The organism is Roseimaritima multifibrata, assembly GCF_007741495.1.
In the GTDB taxonomy this organism is placed as follows: Bacteria; Planctomycetota; Planctomycetia; order Pirellulales; family Pirellulaceae; genus Roseimaritima; species Roseimaritima multifibrata.
The window spans coordinates 860098-876485 of record NZ_CP036262.1 but is presented as its reverse complement, the minus strand read 5'-3'; the positions used below and the strand labels follow the sequence as shown (position 1 = coordinate 876485).

Below are 16388 nucleotides of genomic sequence, written 5' to 3'. Positions count from 1 at the left end.
TTCGATGAACCTGGGCGAATTGGTAACACGTGAAGCTGTCGCATTCCAACGTGCGGTTAGAATTACTACCCGTTGCGATTCATTGCCGACTTGGTTGTGCTGTGACAACAATTGGCTGCTTTTATTCCCTTTTGTCCCCGCTAGATTCCGATGACTCATTTTCAACCGAACGCAAAACAAATTCGCGCAGCCCTTCGTGATCAAGGTGGTCTGAATCGCCGCCTGCTGCTTGCTTACAGTGCCTCACTTGCTTCATTGCCATTGCTGGGACGAACCTCGTGGGCGGATCCCAGTCCGAAATTTAGCGAAGACCCATTCACGCTTGGCATCGCGTCCGGGGATCCAAACAGCACCGGCATGGTGTTGTGGACGAAACTAGCTCCTCAACCCATGCAGCCGTTTGGCGGAATGCCCGCGAACGCGGTAGAGGTTCGCTGGGAAATCGCGTCCGACGAATCCATGAACAAAGTGGTCGCCTCGGGCACCACGGTAGCGACGCCGCAACTGGGGCATTCGGTGCATGTCGAGGTCGATGGCTTGAGTCCCGATCATTGGTATTGGTATCGCTTCACTGCGGGAGACGCTGTCAGTCCAATCGGACGGACTCGGACCATGCCGGCGATGGAAACCCTCCCTGAAAAACTACAGTTTGCGTTCGCTTCCTGTCAGAACTACGAACAAGGATTATTCACCGCCTACGAGCAAATGGCAGAAGACGAACTGGATTTGGTTTTCCACCTAGGAGATTACATCTACGAGTACGAAGCAGGACGCAACGGCAAAGTGCGGACGCACCACGGGAAAGAAATTGAATCGCTGGAAGACTACCGTATCCGGCATAATCAATATCGGGGGGATGCCCAACTGCAAGCCATGCATGCCCGTTGCCCATGGTTGGTGACATGGGATGATCACGAATTCGACAACAACTGTGCCGCTGACATCAGTGAACAGAAAGGGATCGACGTCGCTGATTTTCTGATTCGACGCGCCAATGCATATCAGGCGTACTACGAGATGATGCCGCTGCGAACGACTTGTTTGCCGCAAGGTCCCGAGATGCAGCTATACCGAACGGCCTCATTCGGCCGCTTGGCAAATTTCCAGATCCTCGACACCCGTCAATACCGTTCGGATCAACCCAACAACGACCGACGCTCTCCGCTGAATGAAGCTGCCTCGGCGAAAACCAACACGCTGTTGGGAGACAAACAAAAGAACTGGCTGGGCAAATCCCTGCTGCAATCCGAAGCGACCTGGAATGTGCTGGCTCAGCAAGTAATGATGGGGATGGTCGGATTCCAAGGCAAAAGCGAAGCTCAAGAATATTCGATGGACCAGTGGCCTGGATACAACGCGGAACGTCGCCAGTTACTTCAATTCCTCACCGATCGCCGCGTTGCCAATCCGATTGTTTTAACAGGTGACATTCACTGCAATTGGGTGAATAACCTACGACTGGACGACCAGCGTCCAGAAACGCCCGTACTGGCAACAGAATTTGTTGGGACATCGATTTCCAGCGGCGGAAATGGCGCAGCGAAGCCGAAGGATCACGATTGGTTACGATCCCACAACCCGGGGATCCAGTTCTACAATCGCGAACGCGGTTACGTGCGGTGTACTTTGACACCTGAAAACTGGGTTAGCGATTACGTTGTCGTTGACGACGTGTTAAAGCCTGGTGGAACGTCGCAAACGCGAGCAAGTTTTGTCGTTGAATCCGGTCGTCCAGGCGCGTTTTCAGCTTAAAACCGCGGCCCGCTTGCTCTCCCTAGAAGAGCAGCGGATCATTCGCCCAGGACGCATGGCATCGGTTTAGCAATCCAGCCTGGAGAGCTGAACCGATGTGGGGCCGGCTGAACCTCTAGTTTGCCCGGGGCGTCTATTTCCGAGCAGATTCGGAATAATGGACGATTCGCACGAAGATCAACCATCAAACGAGGGGTTGATCATGGCGGTTTGGATTGCGTTGTGAGAAGAGTCCTGGACGGTTCTTTTCTTGCCTTATCCGCCAAAGTCATCCAAAGATTGCTGCCTCATTGCCCGACTTAATCGAGCTGCCGTCGCAATCGCTTTGGCATTTACTGGCTGCCGCAGACCGCCATTCCTCAGCTGGATTCAGGCGTCAACTGAATTCCGCTCGTGATGAAATCGATCCTCTTCCACGGGAGATTGAAAGCGGAAAAGGGACGTTCAGGGCCACTCCCTTCGATGGTAGCAACTAGGACCACAGCTACCATTTCCGTACCCCATGTTGGCAGCTAATGTCTGTCGATCCAAAATCGTTGGACAAGAAACAGGCCGATGTCGCCTCGGAACTTCGCGTGGTAATGATATAGAAAGAGGCCAAGCAAGCGGCTTAGCCAGCCGAATCGGAGAATCAACCAGATACTCCACCAAGCATGCCCTCCACCGGTGAAAGCCACGTTGAACAACTAAAGCAGATCGACGTGTTTCCCTCTCAGCAGAAAGCGGTTGTCGCGATTTTGGAAGACCAAAAAACCGAAAGATCGAAACGGAAGTACGACGAAGTATCGATCGTCTATTTCGCGATTCAAAAATTTCGATCGCCTTTCCACAAAGAGACTTGTACCTGCAAACGGCCAATCCGTTGGAGTTTCGCATGATCGACAGCGACGGCGGATTCCGTTCGGCAGGCTAACCCTTTAACAGGAAAACACCCTAGGTGTTAGAACCGGTTTAACCTGCACGCTTTCGCTAATGCTGTTATTTTCCCAGCCGGGTGCCGATAAATCCGAGTGAACGCTCAAGCCCCCAAAGCCTGCCACTTCCTAGGACCGAAGAAATGCTCGATTTTTCCTCGCAATTCCCTCAGCTGATGATGTTGGCTGGAATTGTCTTGATGGGTTGGGTGTTTGTCCGGCGGCAGATGAAGTCTAAAAAACGTTATCGGCAGGAAGATCGCCAGCATCGCCAAGCACTCAAAAAGGTCGCAGCCAGCAAGCCGCAAAGCATGCCGTTGGCAGACGCTCCCGTGGAAACACTTCGCTGGCAAGGGGCGATGTTTGATCTGCAGCGTGAACTGAAGGCCGAGCTTGAAACCAAGATAATGGTCGTTCAGACGCTGCTCCGCCAAGTGGACGAACGGATTCAGTACATGGAAACCCTTGCGGACAAGGTAAGCCCCAATCCACAAGGGAACGCATCGAAAGACGATAAAGTCATTCGCTGAGAAGCGAGGCTTTACTGGATCCAGTTCTGAAATGCATCGGGGTCGACGTTGCGTCCACTTAACACAACAACCACATCCCCCGTCCCTGAAAGATCCACCGTTTGCGCCAGCAAGGCCGCCGTCGTAATCGCCCCCGACGGTTCGGTGCGTACGCCGTGCTTTTCGTCCAGCCACCGCATCGCTTGCTTGGTCTGCTGATCGTCAACGGTGACCGCTTGGTCGACAAGGTCTCGCAGGATAGGCCAATTGTGCTCGCCGACATCGTACGACAACAATCCGTCGCAGATGCTAAGTGGATGATCGACCCGCAAACGTTCTCCGGCCTCTAGCGAGCGGCGGAAATCATCCGCTTCGGATGGTTCGACAGCGATAATGCGGGCATCGGGAAAACCGTCACGGATGGCGAGCGCATGACCGGCCATCAGGCCTCCACCACTAACAGCACAGACGAAGTGCGATACATCTCGGTCTTGCTGCTTTAGTTGTTGCACGATTTCCAGACCTCCGACCCCGTTTCCTGCAATCACATGATTGTCGTCATAAGGGGAAGCCTGTACGGCGTTTTCGTTTTCTGCAATCTCTCGAGTCAAACGATCTCGTTCGCCCGTTTCATGGTCGGTCGTTTTGTCGTAGGTGCGTATTTCTGCACCAAAAGATCCGGTCCGTTCGAATTTAATTTTCGGTGCATCCTCCGGCATCACGATAATCACTCGCTTCCCATACACGTGCCCTGCGAAGGCAAGTCCGGAAGCGAAGTTTCCTGATGAGTGTGCCGCAACAGGGCGATCTGCAATTCGGTCAAGGTTCCTCGCCATCCAATTCACGGCACCTAACAACTTGAACGAACCGACAGGCGTCCAGCCGTAATCCTTAATCCAGACGCGGCGGCCAGGCTCAAGCCCTAGTTCTTTCTCCAGCGCATAGGAACGAATCAGCGGTACCGGCGACAGGTGCTGACGGATGACCTTTTCTGCGTCCAAGACATCCGAAATTGAAGCGACCGAGAAGCTAGGCATGGCAGAAAAAATCGTACAGGAATGAATAAGGGCTGGCAGAGGAAACGCATCGCAAGAAAGAGAGCCGCGTCCTAGAAGAACATTTTTTCGGCAGTCTTCTTTAGCATCCACTGTTTGTCTTCTTCGCTAAGGAAATCGATACGATCACGAATCAGAGCAATCGAGGCTTCGTATTCATGGGGATCGGCTACTTGAAACGGACAATCGCTTGCCCACATCAAACGTTCCGGACCATAGCTGTCGTAGACCTGCTTGATCATCGGAATGAGATCATCGTAGGGAGCCGTCTTTTTGCCGAGTGCATAAAAAGCAGATGTCTTAACATGCGTATTGGCAAATCGACTTAAACGGCACAATTGACGAAGCGGTTCCTTTTCGATTTGACCGCTAACACCGATTCGTGCAAAGTGATCGATAACGACCTTGGTTGTTGGATATTTCTGGCAGAGCGAATCGACATGCTGAATATCATTCGGATTGATCAACGGACAGATTGCAAAATCCAACTCGGTGGCTAACTTCCAAAGGTTCGCCATCCCAGGATCCGTAACCCACTCTCCCGCGTCACCGTGGGAATGCAAACGAAAACCGCGAACTCCTTTTCCCAACATTTTTTCGACATGAGGTCGCAGATCCGGCCGCTGATAATCGATCAACGCAACCGCCGAAAACCGGCCTGGGTTGTCACGCATCGCCTGGAACATGTAGCTGTGATCGTATTTATAGAAACTCATCTGAATCAGAACGATTCGGTTGACTCCCGACGGTTCACATTCGGCAAACAATTCTTGCGGAGTAAAACTAGCGGGCTGAAAATCCGATTTCAGGATCTCGGGACTGGTTGGATACTTCTTCGTATCAGGGCTCCAAACATGCACATGGGCATCGATCCAATTACCTGCTGCGGGTTTTGTGGCGGCAGTCTGATCGGCAACTGCAATTCCGTTGGCAAGGGCAGCGGCGCCGACAACCGAACCTTGGACAAATGTTCGACGAGTGATATTCATGGAGTCGAAGCCTTACTTGAACTGAAGAACAAATTGACGATAAATTTCGGCACATGCAATGACTTGCTCGCATTCGATGAACTCGACCGCGGCGTGGGCTTGGTCAATGCTACCCGGTCCTAAGATCATACTTGGAATCCCTAGGGCTCCAAACTTACTGGCGTCACTACAAAATGGGACTCCGATCGGTTCCGCTGGATGGCCGAGCGATTCAAGGACCTGCCTGAGCGTTTTGACGGCCGCAGAATTGACGTCGGTTTCCAGCGGGCGATCGCTTAGCATCGGAGGGTGCATGACCGCATCCATCGCAGGGTGATCGGCGGCCAGTCGGTCAAGCAGTTGTTGGTATTCGGCCAAGACGCCTTCCCGCGTCTCTCCGGGCAGCAAGCGACGATCGATTTCAATCTCACAGCGGTCAGGAACGAAATTGATCTGAACCCCTCCGCGAATGACTCCGATATTACACGTCGCAGGGCCAAGTAGAGGATGTGCCAGTTTTGCTAAACGGAGGTTGTCTGCTTCGATCGCTCGAATGACATGTGCCATCTGTTCGATTGCATTGTTCCCCAGATGCGGTTTTGCCGAATGAGCCGCTTTACCGCGCGTTTCAATTTTCCAGCGAACCAAACCTTTGCTGGCGATCACGGCTTCCAATCCGGTTGGTTCGGCAATGATGGCGGCTTCTGCCCGCAATGGGTTCCGAGGCGGAACTTCCGTTTCAAGAATGATCGGATCGACAGGCCCCGGGTCTAGCGAATCGCACAAAGCGACCACCCCGCGGTAAGAGTACTCTTCGTCGATCGTCGCTGCGAAGAGGACATCACATGCTGGCGTATAACCTTGATGGACCAGTGAAGCCAACGCGTGCATCATGGCGGCCATCCCACCCTTGGTGTCGCATGCACCACGCCCATACATCTTTCCATCGCGGATATCTGGCGTCCAAGGTGGGATCGTCATTCCGACCGTCGAAACCGTATCCAAATGGGCCTCGAACACGATCCGCCGGGAAGGATCCAATCCAGGGATCCTGGCAATCACGTTGGGACGATCGGGGTAGACGATCTGACGCCAGGTTTCGACGCCTATCCGCTGGAAATATTGTTCGACGAAGTCCGCCATCGCCGCTTCGGTGACTCCCCCTTCGTAATTGGGATTCACACTATTGATACGGACCAAATCAGCCAGCAGTTCAAGCAGCGATTCATCACTAGGGGCTGTCACATTCATGTTTCTTTCCGCCAGGCAATTTCTTTGATCGGTCCAACAATAAACAGATAGGAGAGGACTCCGGCAAGCATGACACCAGCGGCAACATAAAATGCCGTTTGATAGGACCCGGTCTGCTCAACAGACCACCCTGCAACCAGAGGAGAAACAACGCCCCCCATGTTACCAATGCAGTTTTGGATCCCCGTCCAACTCCCTGCAGCCGGTCCACCCATCGTCTGGGTCATCGCCCAAACATTTGCAGTGAACATGCCAAGTGCACAACAAGCTCCCGTCAACAGAGCCACACACGCGGTCGAAGATTGTGCCTGCGAAGTAGCCACCAGCAACACCGCAGCGATCGTCAAACCGCTTAAGGAAATTAGTTTACGAGAAAAAGTCGGCGAGCGACCGCGGTCGATCAACCGGTCCGCTGCCCAGCCCCAGAAAACGGATGAAGCGGCCATTGCCAAGAAGGGAAGTGCCGCAGAGACGGCGGTCTCCTTCAAATTCAATTGATGAACGTCAATCAGATAGGAGGGCAGCCATGTCAACAGGAAGTACCACACATAACCGAGCGAGAACATTCCCAGTGAAGTTCCCAAAACAGAACGATGCAAACTGACTTGCAGCAAAGAGGGACGGTCCTTGACTTTTGTATCCGTCGCATCGCTAGCTGCCGCATGCGGGCGCGAAGGAACGTACCGAATCCATGGGATCAACCAGAAAAAGCCACCGACCCCCAAGACAACAAATAGCGAACGCCAACCATAACGATCGACCAGCAGGCCGCCGGCAAGGATACTGAAAGCAGGCCCGATTTTGGTTCCTGCATCGATCAGCGAATTGACCATCCCACGCTGCCGTTCCGGGAAATTTTCGACGATCAATCGTGATATCGCGGGGTAGGCGGCACTTTCCCCAAGCCCTAGCAGCAGTCTTGCGAAAATCAGTGCAGTGAACCCGCCAACAAAACCGGTCATCGCGGTTGCGATGGTCCAGATTAGATACCCGATCGCATAAACCCATTTGACGTCATAGCGGTCGACAACCCAGCCCGCTGGCATCTGAAGGAGCGCATACGTCCAAAAGAAAACCGAGAGCAACAATCCCTTCTGAGTCGGGGATAAAGAAAACTCCGTCTCGATATCGGGAATCGCCACGGAGAGGGCGCCGCGATCGATGTAGTTCACCAAAATCGACGTGACAAGCAGGGCCAACAGAATCCAGCGTGCACGGGGCGCTGGCGGTGCTGTGGAATTCAGTGGGACGTTGATCGTTTTGACTCACGGAGAAAGCTACTGAACTAAAAATGACGCCCCTGAGAATCAATCGATTACCAGGGAGCGGAATCGCATACGACCAAACACCTGCAAAAGACTAAGCAATGATTCCGTCAACGACCTTTCCGGCGACGTCGGTCAGACGGAAATCACGTCCCGCATGTCGGTAGGTCAAACGAAGATGATCCAAACCCATCAGATGCAGAATGGTTGCGTGCATGTCATGGATATGGACTTTGTTTTCGGTCGCATAATAACCGTATTCATCGGTCGCACCGTACTGAATCCCCGCCTTGACGCCTCCCCCAGCCATCCACATCGTAAACCCTTCGGGGTTGTGGTCACGGCCATCGCGGGTCGCCCCCTGACAGGTCGGCGTCCTACCGAATTCGCCGCCCCAGACCACCAGCGTTTCATCTAGCAAGCCGCGAGCCTTTAAGTCACGCAGCAGTCCTGCAATCGGTTTGTCGACTTCGGCCGCATTCTGTTCATGCCCCTTCTTTAATCCCCCGTGCTGATCCCATTGAACTTCGGTATTGCTGTGCGTGACCTGCACAAAGCGAACCCCTCTTTCCACAAACCGGCGAGCCATCAAGCACTGGCGACCAAAATCGGCGGTCTTTTCCTGATCGATTCCGTACTGCTGTTGGGTCTTTGCCGTTTCCTGAGAAAGGTCCAGCGCCGCCGGCATTTCCGTTTGCATTCGGAATGCCAATTCAAAGCTCTTGATGCGAGCGTCCAATGTTGAATCGGGGCCGGTCGTTTTCAAAAATTCGCGGTTAAATTCTTGCGTTAAATCCAATTGCATCCGCTGGGTTTCAAGCGAGAGCCTTGCATTTTTGACGTACTTGACCCTTGCTTCTTCCGACGAAAGACTCGCGTTTCCAAGGGGAGTCCCTGCAAAGTTAGCGGGCAGGAATCCCGACCCCCAGTTCTGTGTCCCACCGTGTGCCAAAGTTGGGCAGATGGTAATGAACCCAGGCAGGTTTTCGTTTTCGGTCCCCAGACCATACGACACCCAAGCTCCCATACTAGGCCTGACAAAGACGTCACTACCGGTATGCAATTTCATGCTCGCGCCGCCATGCGCTGGATTCGAACCATGCATCGAATTGATAATACACAGGTCGTCTACGCATTCCGCAACATTTGGAAACAGCTCGCTAACGGCAATTCCACTTTGCCCGTATTTTTTAAATTTCCAAGGCGACCCCAGCAGGTCACCTGTCGGTGCAAACTGAACACGAGGCTTATCAAACGGAAGCGGTTTCCCGTCATCCTTTTGCAGTTGAGGTTTGTAGTCAAATGTGTCCATGTGCGACGGGCCGCCTTTCATAAACATGAAAATGACCCGTTTCGCTTTCGCAGGGAAATGCGGAAGCGGAGTTCCCCCTTGTGGCATTCCTTTCATGGCGGCGCGCGATTCTTCGGCCAGCAAACTATAAAGTGCTAACGAACCAAACCCTGCACAACAAGACTGCAGCTGCTTTCGACGCGATAGATTAATCATCGGTTTTAGTCATCTGGTGGGATCGGAGGGGAAGGGTGCGTGAGTCACAATCCGTTGCATGACCAAAAAGGTTTCAGGAGCTTTTCAATTTCATGCCGCGTGGCTGTTGCAACCTTTTGTATGGAGCATTTGGCTAGCGGATGTAGACAAATTCATTTGCCGACACGACCGACTGGCACAACGCCTGCCAAGCATGTCGCTCAGCCTCTTCTTCGGACTGCGATTCGAGGTTGTCATTCATTTGCGTCACAAACTTCAGGGCCATCGCGGTTTCGTTGTCTGATGGCTGGCGTCCGTAAGCATCAAGATAAAGCTGTTCAATTCGCTGCTTGGAATCCGGCGAGGCCGCAAGCAAACGATCCGCCAGCGAAAACGTGACGTCATCCATCCACTCGGAATTCATCATGAACAATGCCTGTGGCGCGATCGTGCTGACATTTCGATTCCCATTTAAGATGCTGGCGTTGCTGTAATCAAACAACTTAAACATGTCGTATAGATGATTGCGGATCACCGGGATGTAAATGGACCTTCGAAAGGTCACATAAGTCGATTTGTCTTGAGACGTATGATTAAACAAGAATTCACGATTCTTCACCGTCAGCATGCTGCCACCCGCCGTGCGGTTCAGTTTCCCACTGACAGCCAATAACGAATCACGGATCGCTTCGGCTTCTAAGCGACGAAGGTCAAACCGCCAGTAATAGCGATTGCCGGGATCCTTTTGATGGTTTTCAGCATTGAATTGGCTGCTGGCCTGATAGGCATCGGATGTCATGATCAGGCGGTGCATGCTTTTCAGCGACCAACCTTCTTCAACGAAACGGATGGCTAACCAGTCAAGCAATTCGGGATGGCTAGGGCGATCCCCTTGCAGCCCGAAATTATCGACCGTTCCAACCAGCCCTTTGCCAAAATGCCCGTGCCAAATTCGGTTGACCATCACGCGTGCGGTCAGTGGATGCTGCCCATTGGTCAGCCAACGCGCGAATTCCAACCGGCCGCTTTTTTCGGCAGGAAGAGGTGGTTGATCAACAGAGGTCAAAACTTGCGGGAAGCGTCGCGGTACAACGTCGCCCAGCGTTAGGTGGCTGCCTCGCAGATGCACTGGGGTGTCAACGATCGTGCCGTCGGTCACTCCCATTGCCGATGGCATTTCAGGCTTGTTGTCCTGCAACACTTTCAATGCATCACGCAAGGTTTTCAGTTCGCTTTGGACTTCTGCAGGAAGCAGCTTCTCTTTTTCGGCGGCCGTTTTCTTTTTGGCATCAGGCTTCTCTTCCGTCACTGCAGGTAACTGAGCGAACGCTTCCGCAAGTCGATCCGCAATCTTTTTCTCTTGCGCTGCGACCTTGTTCTGATGCGCTTCGATGTGTTCGGCTTCGGCGGGGGTTGGAATCTCGTTTTCGTGCCATTTGGCGATGGTTTTATAACTATCCATCGTATGCGTGCTTTTAAAGATGCCCGCCAGCCCGTAGTAGTCATGATGACTAATCGGATCAAACTTATGTGTGTGGCAACGGGCGCAGCCGAAGGTCAATCCCAGCAAGCTTCTTCCGACGGTATCAAGCTGCTCGTCGATAATATCCATTGCCATCTTGGTTTGATCTTGCTCGGCCAAGAACTTGGGACCAAGGACCAAAAATCCGGTCGCGACCAATCGTTCATTGCGAAGCGATGTATCCTCGCCCGATTCCAACAGGTCGCCTGCCAGCTGTTCTGTCACAAATTGATCGTACGGTTTGTCATTGTTAAATGCTGCGATCACATAGTCGCGATAGCGCCAGGCGTTGCCATGTGCAATGTTTTCATCGACGCCGTTTGAATCGGCATAGCGTGCAACGTCTAGCCAGTGCCGTCCCCAGCGTTCTCCATAGTGCGGAGAAGCGAGTAACCGGTCGACCAATCGCCGAACTGCCGCAGGGGAATCGTCCTCAACAAACGCCGTAATTTCTTCCTGAGTTGGCGGCAGACCGAGAAGATCAAATGTTGCGCGGCGAATAAAGGTTTCTTTGTCCGCCAAGGGGACACGCTGGAGCCCTTGCTCCTGCAGGCCGGCAAGTAGAAAGGCATCGATCGGGTTTTCTTCGGGTGCGTTGGGGTCGATCTGCGGTGGAGCATGTTTGACAGCCGGCTGAAACGCCCAATGCTGTCGTCCCTTTTCTAGATCCACATCGCTACCGCGCTGAACCGGCTGAGTCGTGCTGCTGTCTGGATGCGGTGCCCCCATTTCAATCCAATTCGCTAGATCTGCAATTTGGGCATCGGACAATTTTTCTTCGGGGGGCATTCGAAGGTCACTGTCTTGATAGCGGACGGCAGTCATCAGCAAACTGCTATCGACCTTCCCCGGGCTAACCGAAGGACCAGCAAGCCCTCCCTTCAGCATCCCTAAAAGAGTATCCACACGAAGATCCGATTCCTGCGATTCTTCCCCGTGGCATTCGTAGCAGTGGTCCGCCAAGAGAGGTCGGATTTTGGTTTCGAAAAATTGGATCTGCTTTTCACTCGGTGGATCCGGCGAAGCAGGCGGCTCCTTTTCGGCGCCGACACAAGGTGTGCAGAGGAACACGACGCAAACTGCGGCACACAGACTCCTGCCCAGTCCGCCAACTTTACCGGCTTTAACAATCCGCACGAACCGTCGACACCCGCTTTGACAAGGGGCACTCTGATTGGAAGCCAGGCTTGAATATTCGGTGCGGCGCATGAGCTTTACAGTCCGTTTTGAGTTCTATATCCAGAGCGTGACTGCACGCCGCATGGTGCCTGCACTGGCGTCGATACCGACATCCCGTTTATGTCATTGCACAATAAACCCGCAATCGAATCGATTACGGAGCAGGGAATTCGCATCGCGACGAGTGGGGATCCGGTTGGTGGGCAGTGCTGTGGCAGCGAAAATACATCGACGTACATAGCTGTCAAACTCTGTTGAGCGAGGGGCCTCAAGCTCTAAGTATAAACGATCGCCAGCCCTCTCGCACACGATTCCCTGAAGGCAATTTTCAAGGCGGATCCCGCTGATGGAATCCCTTCCCAGCAGAGCCCCCCGCATGATCTGCCCAAAGATCTCGCAAATGCCCAGGATTTCGGAATCGACAGGACGCCCCAATGCCAGTTTCGTGAAGATTCGGGTCCCGGACAAGCGAACCGATTATGGTGTTGGCAGGCGATTTCAAATCGACATTTAGCCCCCAAGGTCGGTTTCTCGCTAACATAGAGCCAACCTAAAACGACAACTAATTTGCCCTCTCGAGCGGATTCATGAAAATTTCTTGGATGATCGGTCTAATCCTTTGCAGCTTCCTTGCGGCGTCAAAGCCCCTTCACGCAGAAGATGCCCCCGACTGGAAATACGCTCCAGAACTGCTTAGTCCGTTTTGGCAGGACGACATCGTCCGAGGCGAATCGGTTCTGTTCCTGAAAGCCCCGAACGGTGAAACGGCAGAAGGCAAATTGCTGTTTCCCGCAGAAGAGATTTTGGAAATTCGTGATGCGTCCGGAAAAATTCTGTACGAAGCCGGCATCGATTACCAATTCCAGAAAGGGGAATCACAGATCACGGTTCCAGCCGATTCGAAAATTGTCGCCGTGATTCCGGATGCACTTCGCCGCCCCGCGGATTCTCAGCCTCACAAATTGACGCATCGAGATGGAAATGGCGAAATCATGTTCGGGGCAAAGCTGGAATACCATCAATTGCAAACGATGGTGACCTACAAAAAGGCGAGCAACAACTGGCCCGTAAAAATGCCTCCATTTCAAACCGAGGCGCTGCCTAAAACCCTCGCGAAGTTGCAGACTGGCAAACCTGTTTCGATGGTCCTACTAGGAGACAGCATTTCAACCGGTTGCAATGCCTCGGGCTGGGCAGGCGGGGCTCCATTTCAACCACCCTTTCAGGACCTGCTAGCCCAACATTTGCGAATGCATTACCAGACCGATGTCTCGCTAACAAACCTATCGGTGGGTGGCAAAACCGCGAACTGGGGCGTCACCATGGTAGACAAAGTCGTCGAAGCGGAACCCGATCTGGTCATCATCGCGTTTGGGATGAACGATTCAGCAGGCCGGAGCGCAGAGGCGTTTGGAAAAGACATTCAGGAAATGATTGACCAGATCCGCAGCAAATCGCCCGAAACAGAATTCGTTCTTATCGCGACGATGCTGGGCAACCGTGATTGGCCTCGACTGAACCAAGACCTGTTTCCACAGTACCGAGATCAACTAGCCGCGTTGGTCACCCCCGGGATCGCATTAGCCGACATGACAAGCGTTTGGGAAGAGATGCTAAAACGCAAAAACGATTCGGACCTGACAGGAAATGGGGTCAATCATCCCAATGATTTTGGACACCGCGTTTATGCTCAGGTATTATCCGCGATCCTCGTCGAGGACTGAACGTCCCCATCGGATCCCCCAAAACTTGCAGGATTTGCCGCCGCATTGAAATCCTCGCGACATTCGGCGCGATGGTTTACGAGAAAGAAGATTTAATGAAGCGTCCTTGGTTAGGCACTTTGCCCTCTTTCCTTTAGTAAGATAGTCAGACGTCTGACGCAGCCTTCGTACAAAATCGCGAACGGCTTTGTCTCCCACCATACTTTCCCTACCGGCTCTGCTCCATGTCTACTTGCTTCCGCATATCGAATCGTTTTCGCCAGTGCTTCCTGCCCGCTTTGGTTTGCACGATCGCCTTATTAGTCCCCAGCACTCTTCTAGCGGATCCCGCTACAGAAGCGTTGCTGAAAGGTGCCGAATGTGAAGGCGATTACCCGGGCCACCTGCAAGGGGTTTGCGTTGACGATGAAGGATCTATTTTTTGGTCCTTCACTACCCAGCTTGTAAAAACCGATGCCGCCGGCCACATTTCAAAAAAGATTCCGGTTGCCAGTCATCACGGCGATTTATGCTACAGCGAAGGACGCATTTATGTAGCGGTGAACCTGGGCAAATTTAACGATCCAAAAGGGAACGCAGATTCGTGGGTTTATGTCTACGATGCAAAGTCGCTTGATTTGATTGCGAAACACGAAACCCAAGAAGCGTTTCATGGAGCCGGTGGAATCGGTGTCCGCGATGGCCACTTCTACGTCGTGGGCGGATTGCCGGACGGGATCCAAGAGAACTATGTCTACGAGTACGATGCTGACTTCAACTTCCAAAAGAAGCATGTCATCGATAGTAAGTGGACAATGCTAGGAATTCAAACCGCAACATTTCATGACGGTTTTTGGTGGTTCGGCTGCTATGGAAAGACGACCCCCTTGCTGAAGACCGATGCAGATTTCCAGATGATTGGACGCTACTCGTTTGCTTGTTCGCTAGGAATTGTGGGCGTTGCTCCCGATCGTTTCTTGATTGCGACCGGACCAAGATCCGACGCTGGACGCCACCGAGGAACTCTCTTTCTCGCAAAGTCCGATAAAGAAAAAGGATTGGTGCCCGTTGCCCAAGAGTAATGGGCAACAGGCGTAAAGGCGAACAAGAGCGGCTTCAAATCTCCCATGCGTTGTAGCCAGCAGCGGCAGCACTCTTGCAACAACGCACTGGGCAATGGCCGCCACAGGAGCAACGATGACGAATCGTATCTTGCTATTCGCATTGTTGCTCATTGCCTCCTGGAGCGTGATGGCCGTCTCGCACGAGTGCGGACACATTGTCGGGGGAATGGCCTGCGGCGCAACGCTGATTGACTATGACATTGTCCCTTGGCATCTACCCTACAGCCTGCACTCTCCTGATCCGCATCCGCTGGTCACGCTTTGGAGCGGACCTCTGGTCGGCGTTGCGATTCCGCTGTTAGTGGCCGCCGTCCTCAGGAGACGCTGGGCGTGGTTCATCGCCGATTTCTGCCTGATCGCAAACGGCTGTTACCTCGCACTCGCTTGGGTTTCCGGTGACCGTCTGCTAGACACACCGCGGTTGTTAAACGCAGGAGCCTCTCCAACGACAATCGTGTTATATTGTTTGGTTACCATCGGTACGGGGTACGTTTGGTTTCGCGCAGACTGCATCCACTTCCTTAGCGACAAACGCAAAATGGTTGCAACGGAGAACCAACCGACCGACCAGTGCGAGGAAGACCGATGTTTCGACAGCGAAGATAGGGTCGATTAACTTCCCCGTGGGCAGCGGCAAACCGTCAACGCAGATAACTGGCGGTTAGAATTTTCTCGACGACTCATTCCCCCTGGTAGCTCAATGTCTCCCGAAAAGAAGTCGCTACTTCTTCCCGTTCTTTTAATCACCATTGGGACTGGCTGGCTGTTATCAACGCTCGGAATTGCTCCCGAGATTGACTGGGTATGGACACTAGGGTTGGCGGTCATCGGACTGCTAACGTTTGCCGTCGGTGGGTTCGACAAATTTACGGTAGTGATCGGACCGTTTTTTATCCTCGCCAGCGGTTTGTCGGTGCTCCGCCAAACGAATCGACTTCAGCCCGACATCGAAATTCCAATTTTTGTGATTGCCGCAGGCGTTTTACTGATGATCGCCCGCACGCGCAGCATTCCGATTCCAAACTGGATCGATCAGGCTGCAACGCAGCGAGACACGGAAAACCAATGACATCGATTCACGTTGTTTAAAATCCAAATTTCCTACGCCGCTCAATGCGTTGCCCCTCTCCCGCCGGTCTATAGGACCCTATCTTTGCCCGAAATCAACATCCGAGAAATGACGACCGAAGACGCTTCGGTTGTCGTATCGCTTAACCAAGCGGTAGTTGATGTCACCAGTCCAATGGACCTTACACGGTTTGGTGAACTTTACGAAATCAGCACGCTGAAACGAAGTGTTGAAATCGACGACCAGGTGGTTGCCTTTATTCTGGGCATGGAGAGCAACAGCAGTTACAAAAATGACAACTACGCTTGGTTTTCCGCACGTATTAAGAGCTTTCTGTACATCGACAGGGTAGTGGTATCCGAGAGATGTCGCGGCCTGGGTGTTGGACGCCTACTTTACTCTCAGATGCAAGACCATGCGGTTCGCACCAATGCCTCCACGATCTGCGCGGAGGTCACGCTTGAACCTCCCAATCACCAGTCCCTGCAATTTCACAGGAAAGCTGGTTTTGAACAGATTGGGATACGAGTCGTCGACGACGGAAAACAACTGTCGATGCTGGCTCGACCGGTCGCTGCCGTTTCCTAACGC

At 52.9% G+C, this 16388-nt stretch carries 13 protein-coding genes; 7 read left to right on the top strand and 6 right to left on the bottom strand.

Going from position 1 to position 16388, the window contains the following annotated elements:
- Nucleotides 1-150 precede the first annotated feature (150 nt).
- Both FF011L_RS03325 and FF011L_RS03320 read left to right on the top strand, forming a co-directional pair.
- Nucleotides 151-1752, top strand: coding sequence for an alkaline phosphatase D family protein (locus FF011L_RS03325; protein ID WP_145350140.1), 1602 nt, complete (start codon nt 151-153; stop codon nt 1750-1752).
- Nucleotides 1753-2809: 1057 nt separating this feature from the next.
- The gene (locus FF011L_RS03320) at nt 2810-3196 is read left to right on the top strand and encodes a hypothetical protein (RefSeq protein ID WP_145350139.1); all 387 of its coding nucleotides are present in this window, start codon (nt 2810-2812) and stop codon (nt 3194-3196) included.
- Nucleotides 3197-3207: 11 nt separating this feature from the next.
- Here FF011L_RS03320 and FF011L_RS03315 read toward each other — a convergent pair whose 3' ends face one another.
- The 6 genes from FF011L_RS03315 to FF011L_RS03290 form a co-directional block, all read right to left on the bottom strand.
- Nucleotides 3208-4212: a threonine ammonia-lyase gene (locus FF011L_RS03315; RefSeq protein ID WP_145350138.1), complete on the bottom strand. Its 1005-nt coding sequence runs from the start codon at nt 4210-4212 to the stop codon at nt 3208-3210.
- Between the two features lie 71 nt (nt 4213-4283).
- Nucleotides 4284-5219 (bottom strand): amidohydrolase family protein, encoded by a 936-nt coding sequence (locus FF011L_RS03310; RefSeq protein ID WP_145350137.1) that lies wholly within the window; start codon nt 5217-5219, stop codon nt 4284-4286.
- A 12-nt stretch (nt 5220-5231) separates the two neighbouring features.
- On the bottom strand, nt 5232-6449 hold the full coding sequence (locus FF011L_RS03305) for a M20 family metallopeptidase (RefSeq protein WP_246109703.1): 1218 nt from the start codon (nt 6447-6449) through the stop codon (nt 5232-5234).
- A complete protein-coding gene (locus FF011L_RS03300; protein ID WP_246109702.1) occupies nt 6446-7621 on the bottom strand; it encodes an MFS transporter in 1176 nt (391 codons plus the stop codon). Before FF011L_RS03300 ends, FF011L_RS03305 begins: the two co-directional genes overlap by 4 nt.
- Nucleotides 7622-7808: 187 nt before the next feature.
- Entirely contained in the window at nt 7809-9221 is a 1413-nt protein-coding gene (locus FF011L_RS03295; RefSeq protein ID WP_145350135.1) for a DUF1501 domain-containing protein, read from the bottom strand.
- A gap of 133 nt (nt 9222-9354) precedes the next feature.
- Nucleotides 9355-11931, bottom strand: coding sequence for a PSD1 and planctomycete cytochrome C domain-containing protein (locus FF011L_RS03290; RefSeq protein WP_145350134.1), 2577 nt, complete (start codon nt 11929-11931; stop codon nt 9355-9357).
- Between the two features lie 557 nt (nt 11932-12488).
- Between FF011L_RS03290 and FF011L_RS03285 the strand changes: the two genes are divergently transcribed.
- From FF011L_RS03285 to FF011L_RS03265, 5 genes are all read left to right on the top strand, one after another.
- Nucleotides 12489-13625 carry an SGNH/GDSL hydrolase family protein gene (locus FF011L_RS03285; RefSeq protein WP_145350133.1) on the top strand — a complete coding sequence of 379 codons (1137 nt, stop codon included), beginning with the start codon at nt 12489-12491 and terminating at the stop codon, nt 13623-13625.
- A 224-nt stretch (nt 13626-13849) separates the two neighbouring features.
- The gene (locus FF011L_RS03280; protein WP_246109700.1) at nt 13850-14686 is read left to right on the top strand and encodes a hypothetical protein; all 837 of its coding nucleotides are present in this window, start codon (nt 13850-13852) and stop codon (nt 14684-14686) included.
- Between the two features lie 115 nt (nt 14687-14801).
- Nucleotides 14802-15344: a hypothetical protein gene (locus tag FF011L_RS03275; protein ID WP_145350132.1), complete on the top strand. Its 543-nt coding sequence runs from the start codon at nt 14802-14804 to the stop codon at nt 15342-15344.
- An 84-nt stretch (nt 15345-15428) separates the two neighbouring features.
- On the top strand, nt 15429-15797 hold the full coding sequence (locus FF011L_RS03270) for a hypothetical protein (protein ID WP_145350131.1): 369 nt from the start codon (nt 15429-15431) through the stop codon (nt 15795-15797).
- Between the two features lie 84 nt (nt 15798-15881).
- Nucleotides 15882-16385: a GNAT family N-acetyltransferase gene (locus tag FF011L_RS03265; protein WP_145350130.1), complete on the top strand. Its 504-nt coding sequence runs from the start codon at nt 15882-15884 to the stop codon at nt 16383-16385.
- The last annotated feature ends 3 nt before the right edge of the window (nt 16386-16388 follow it).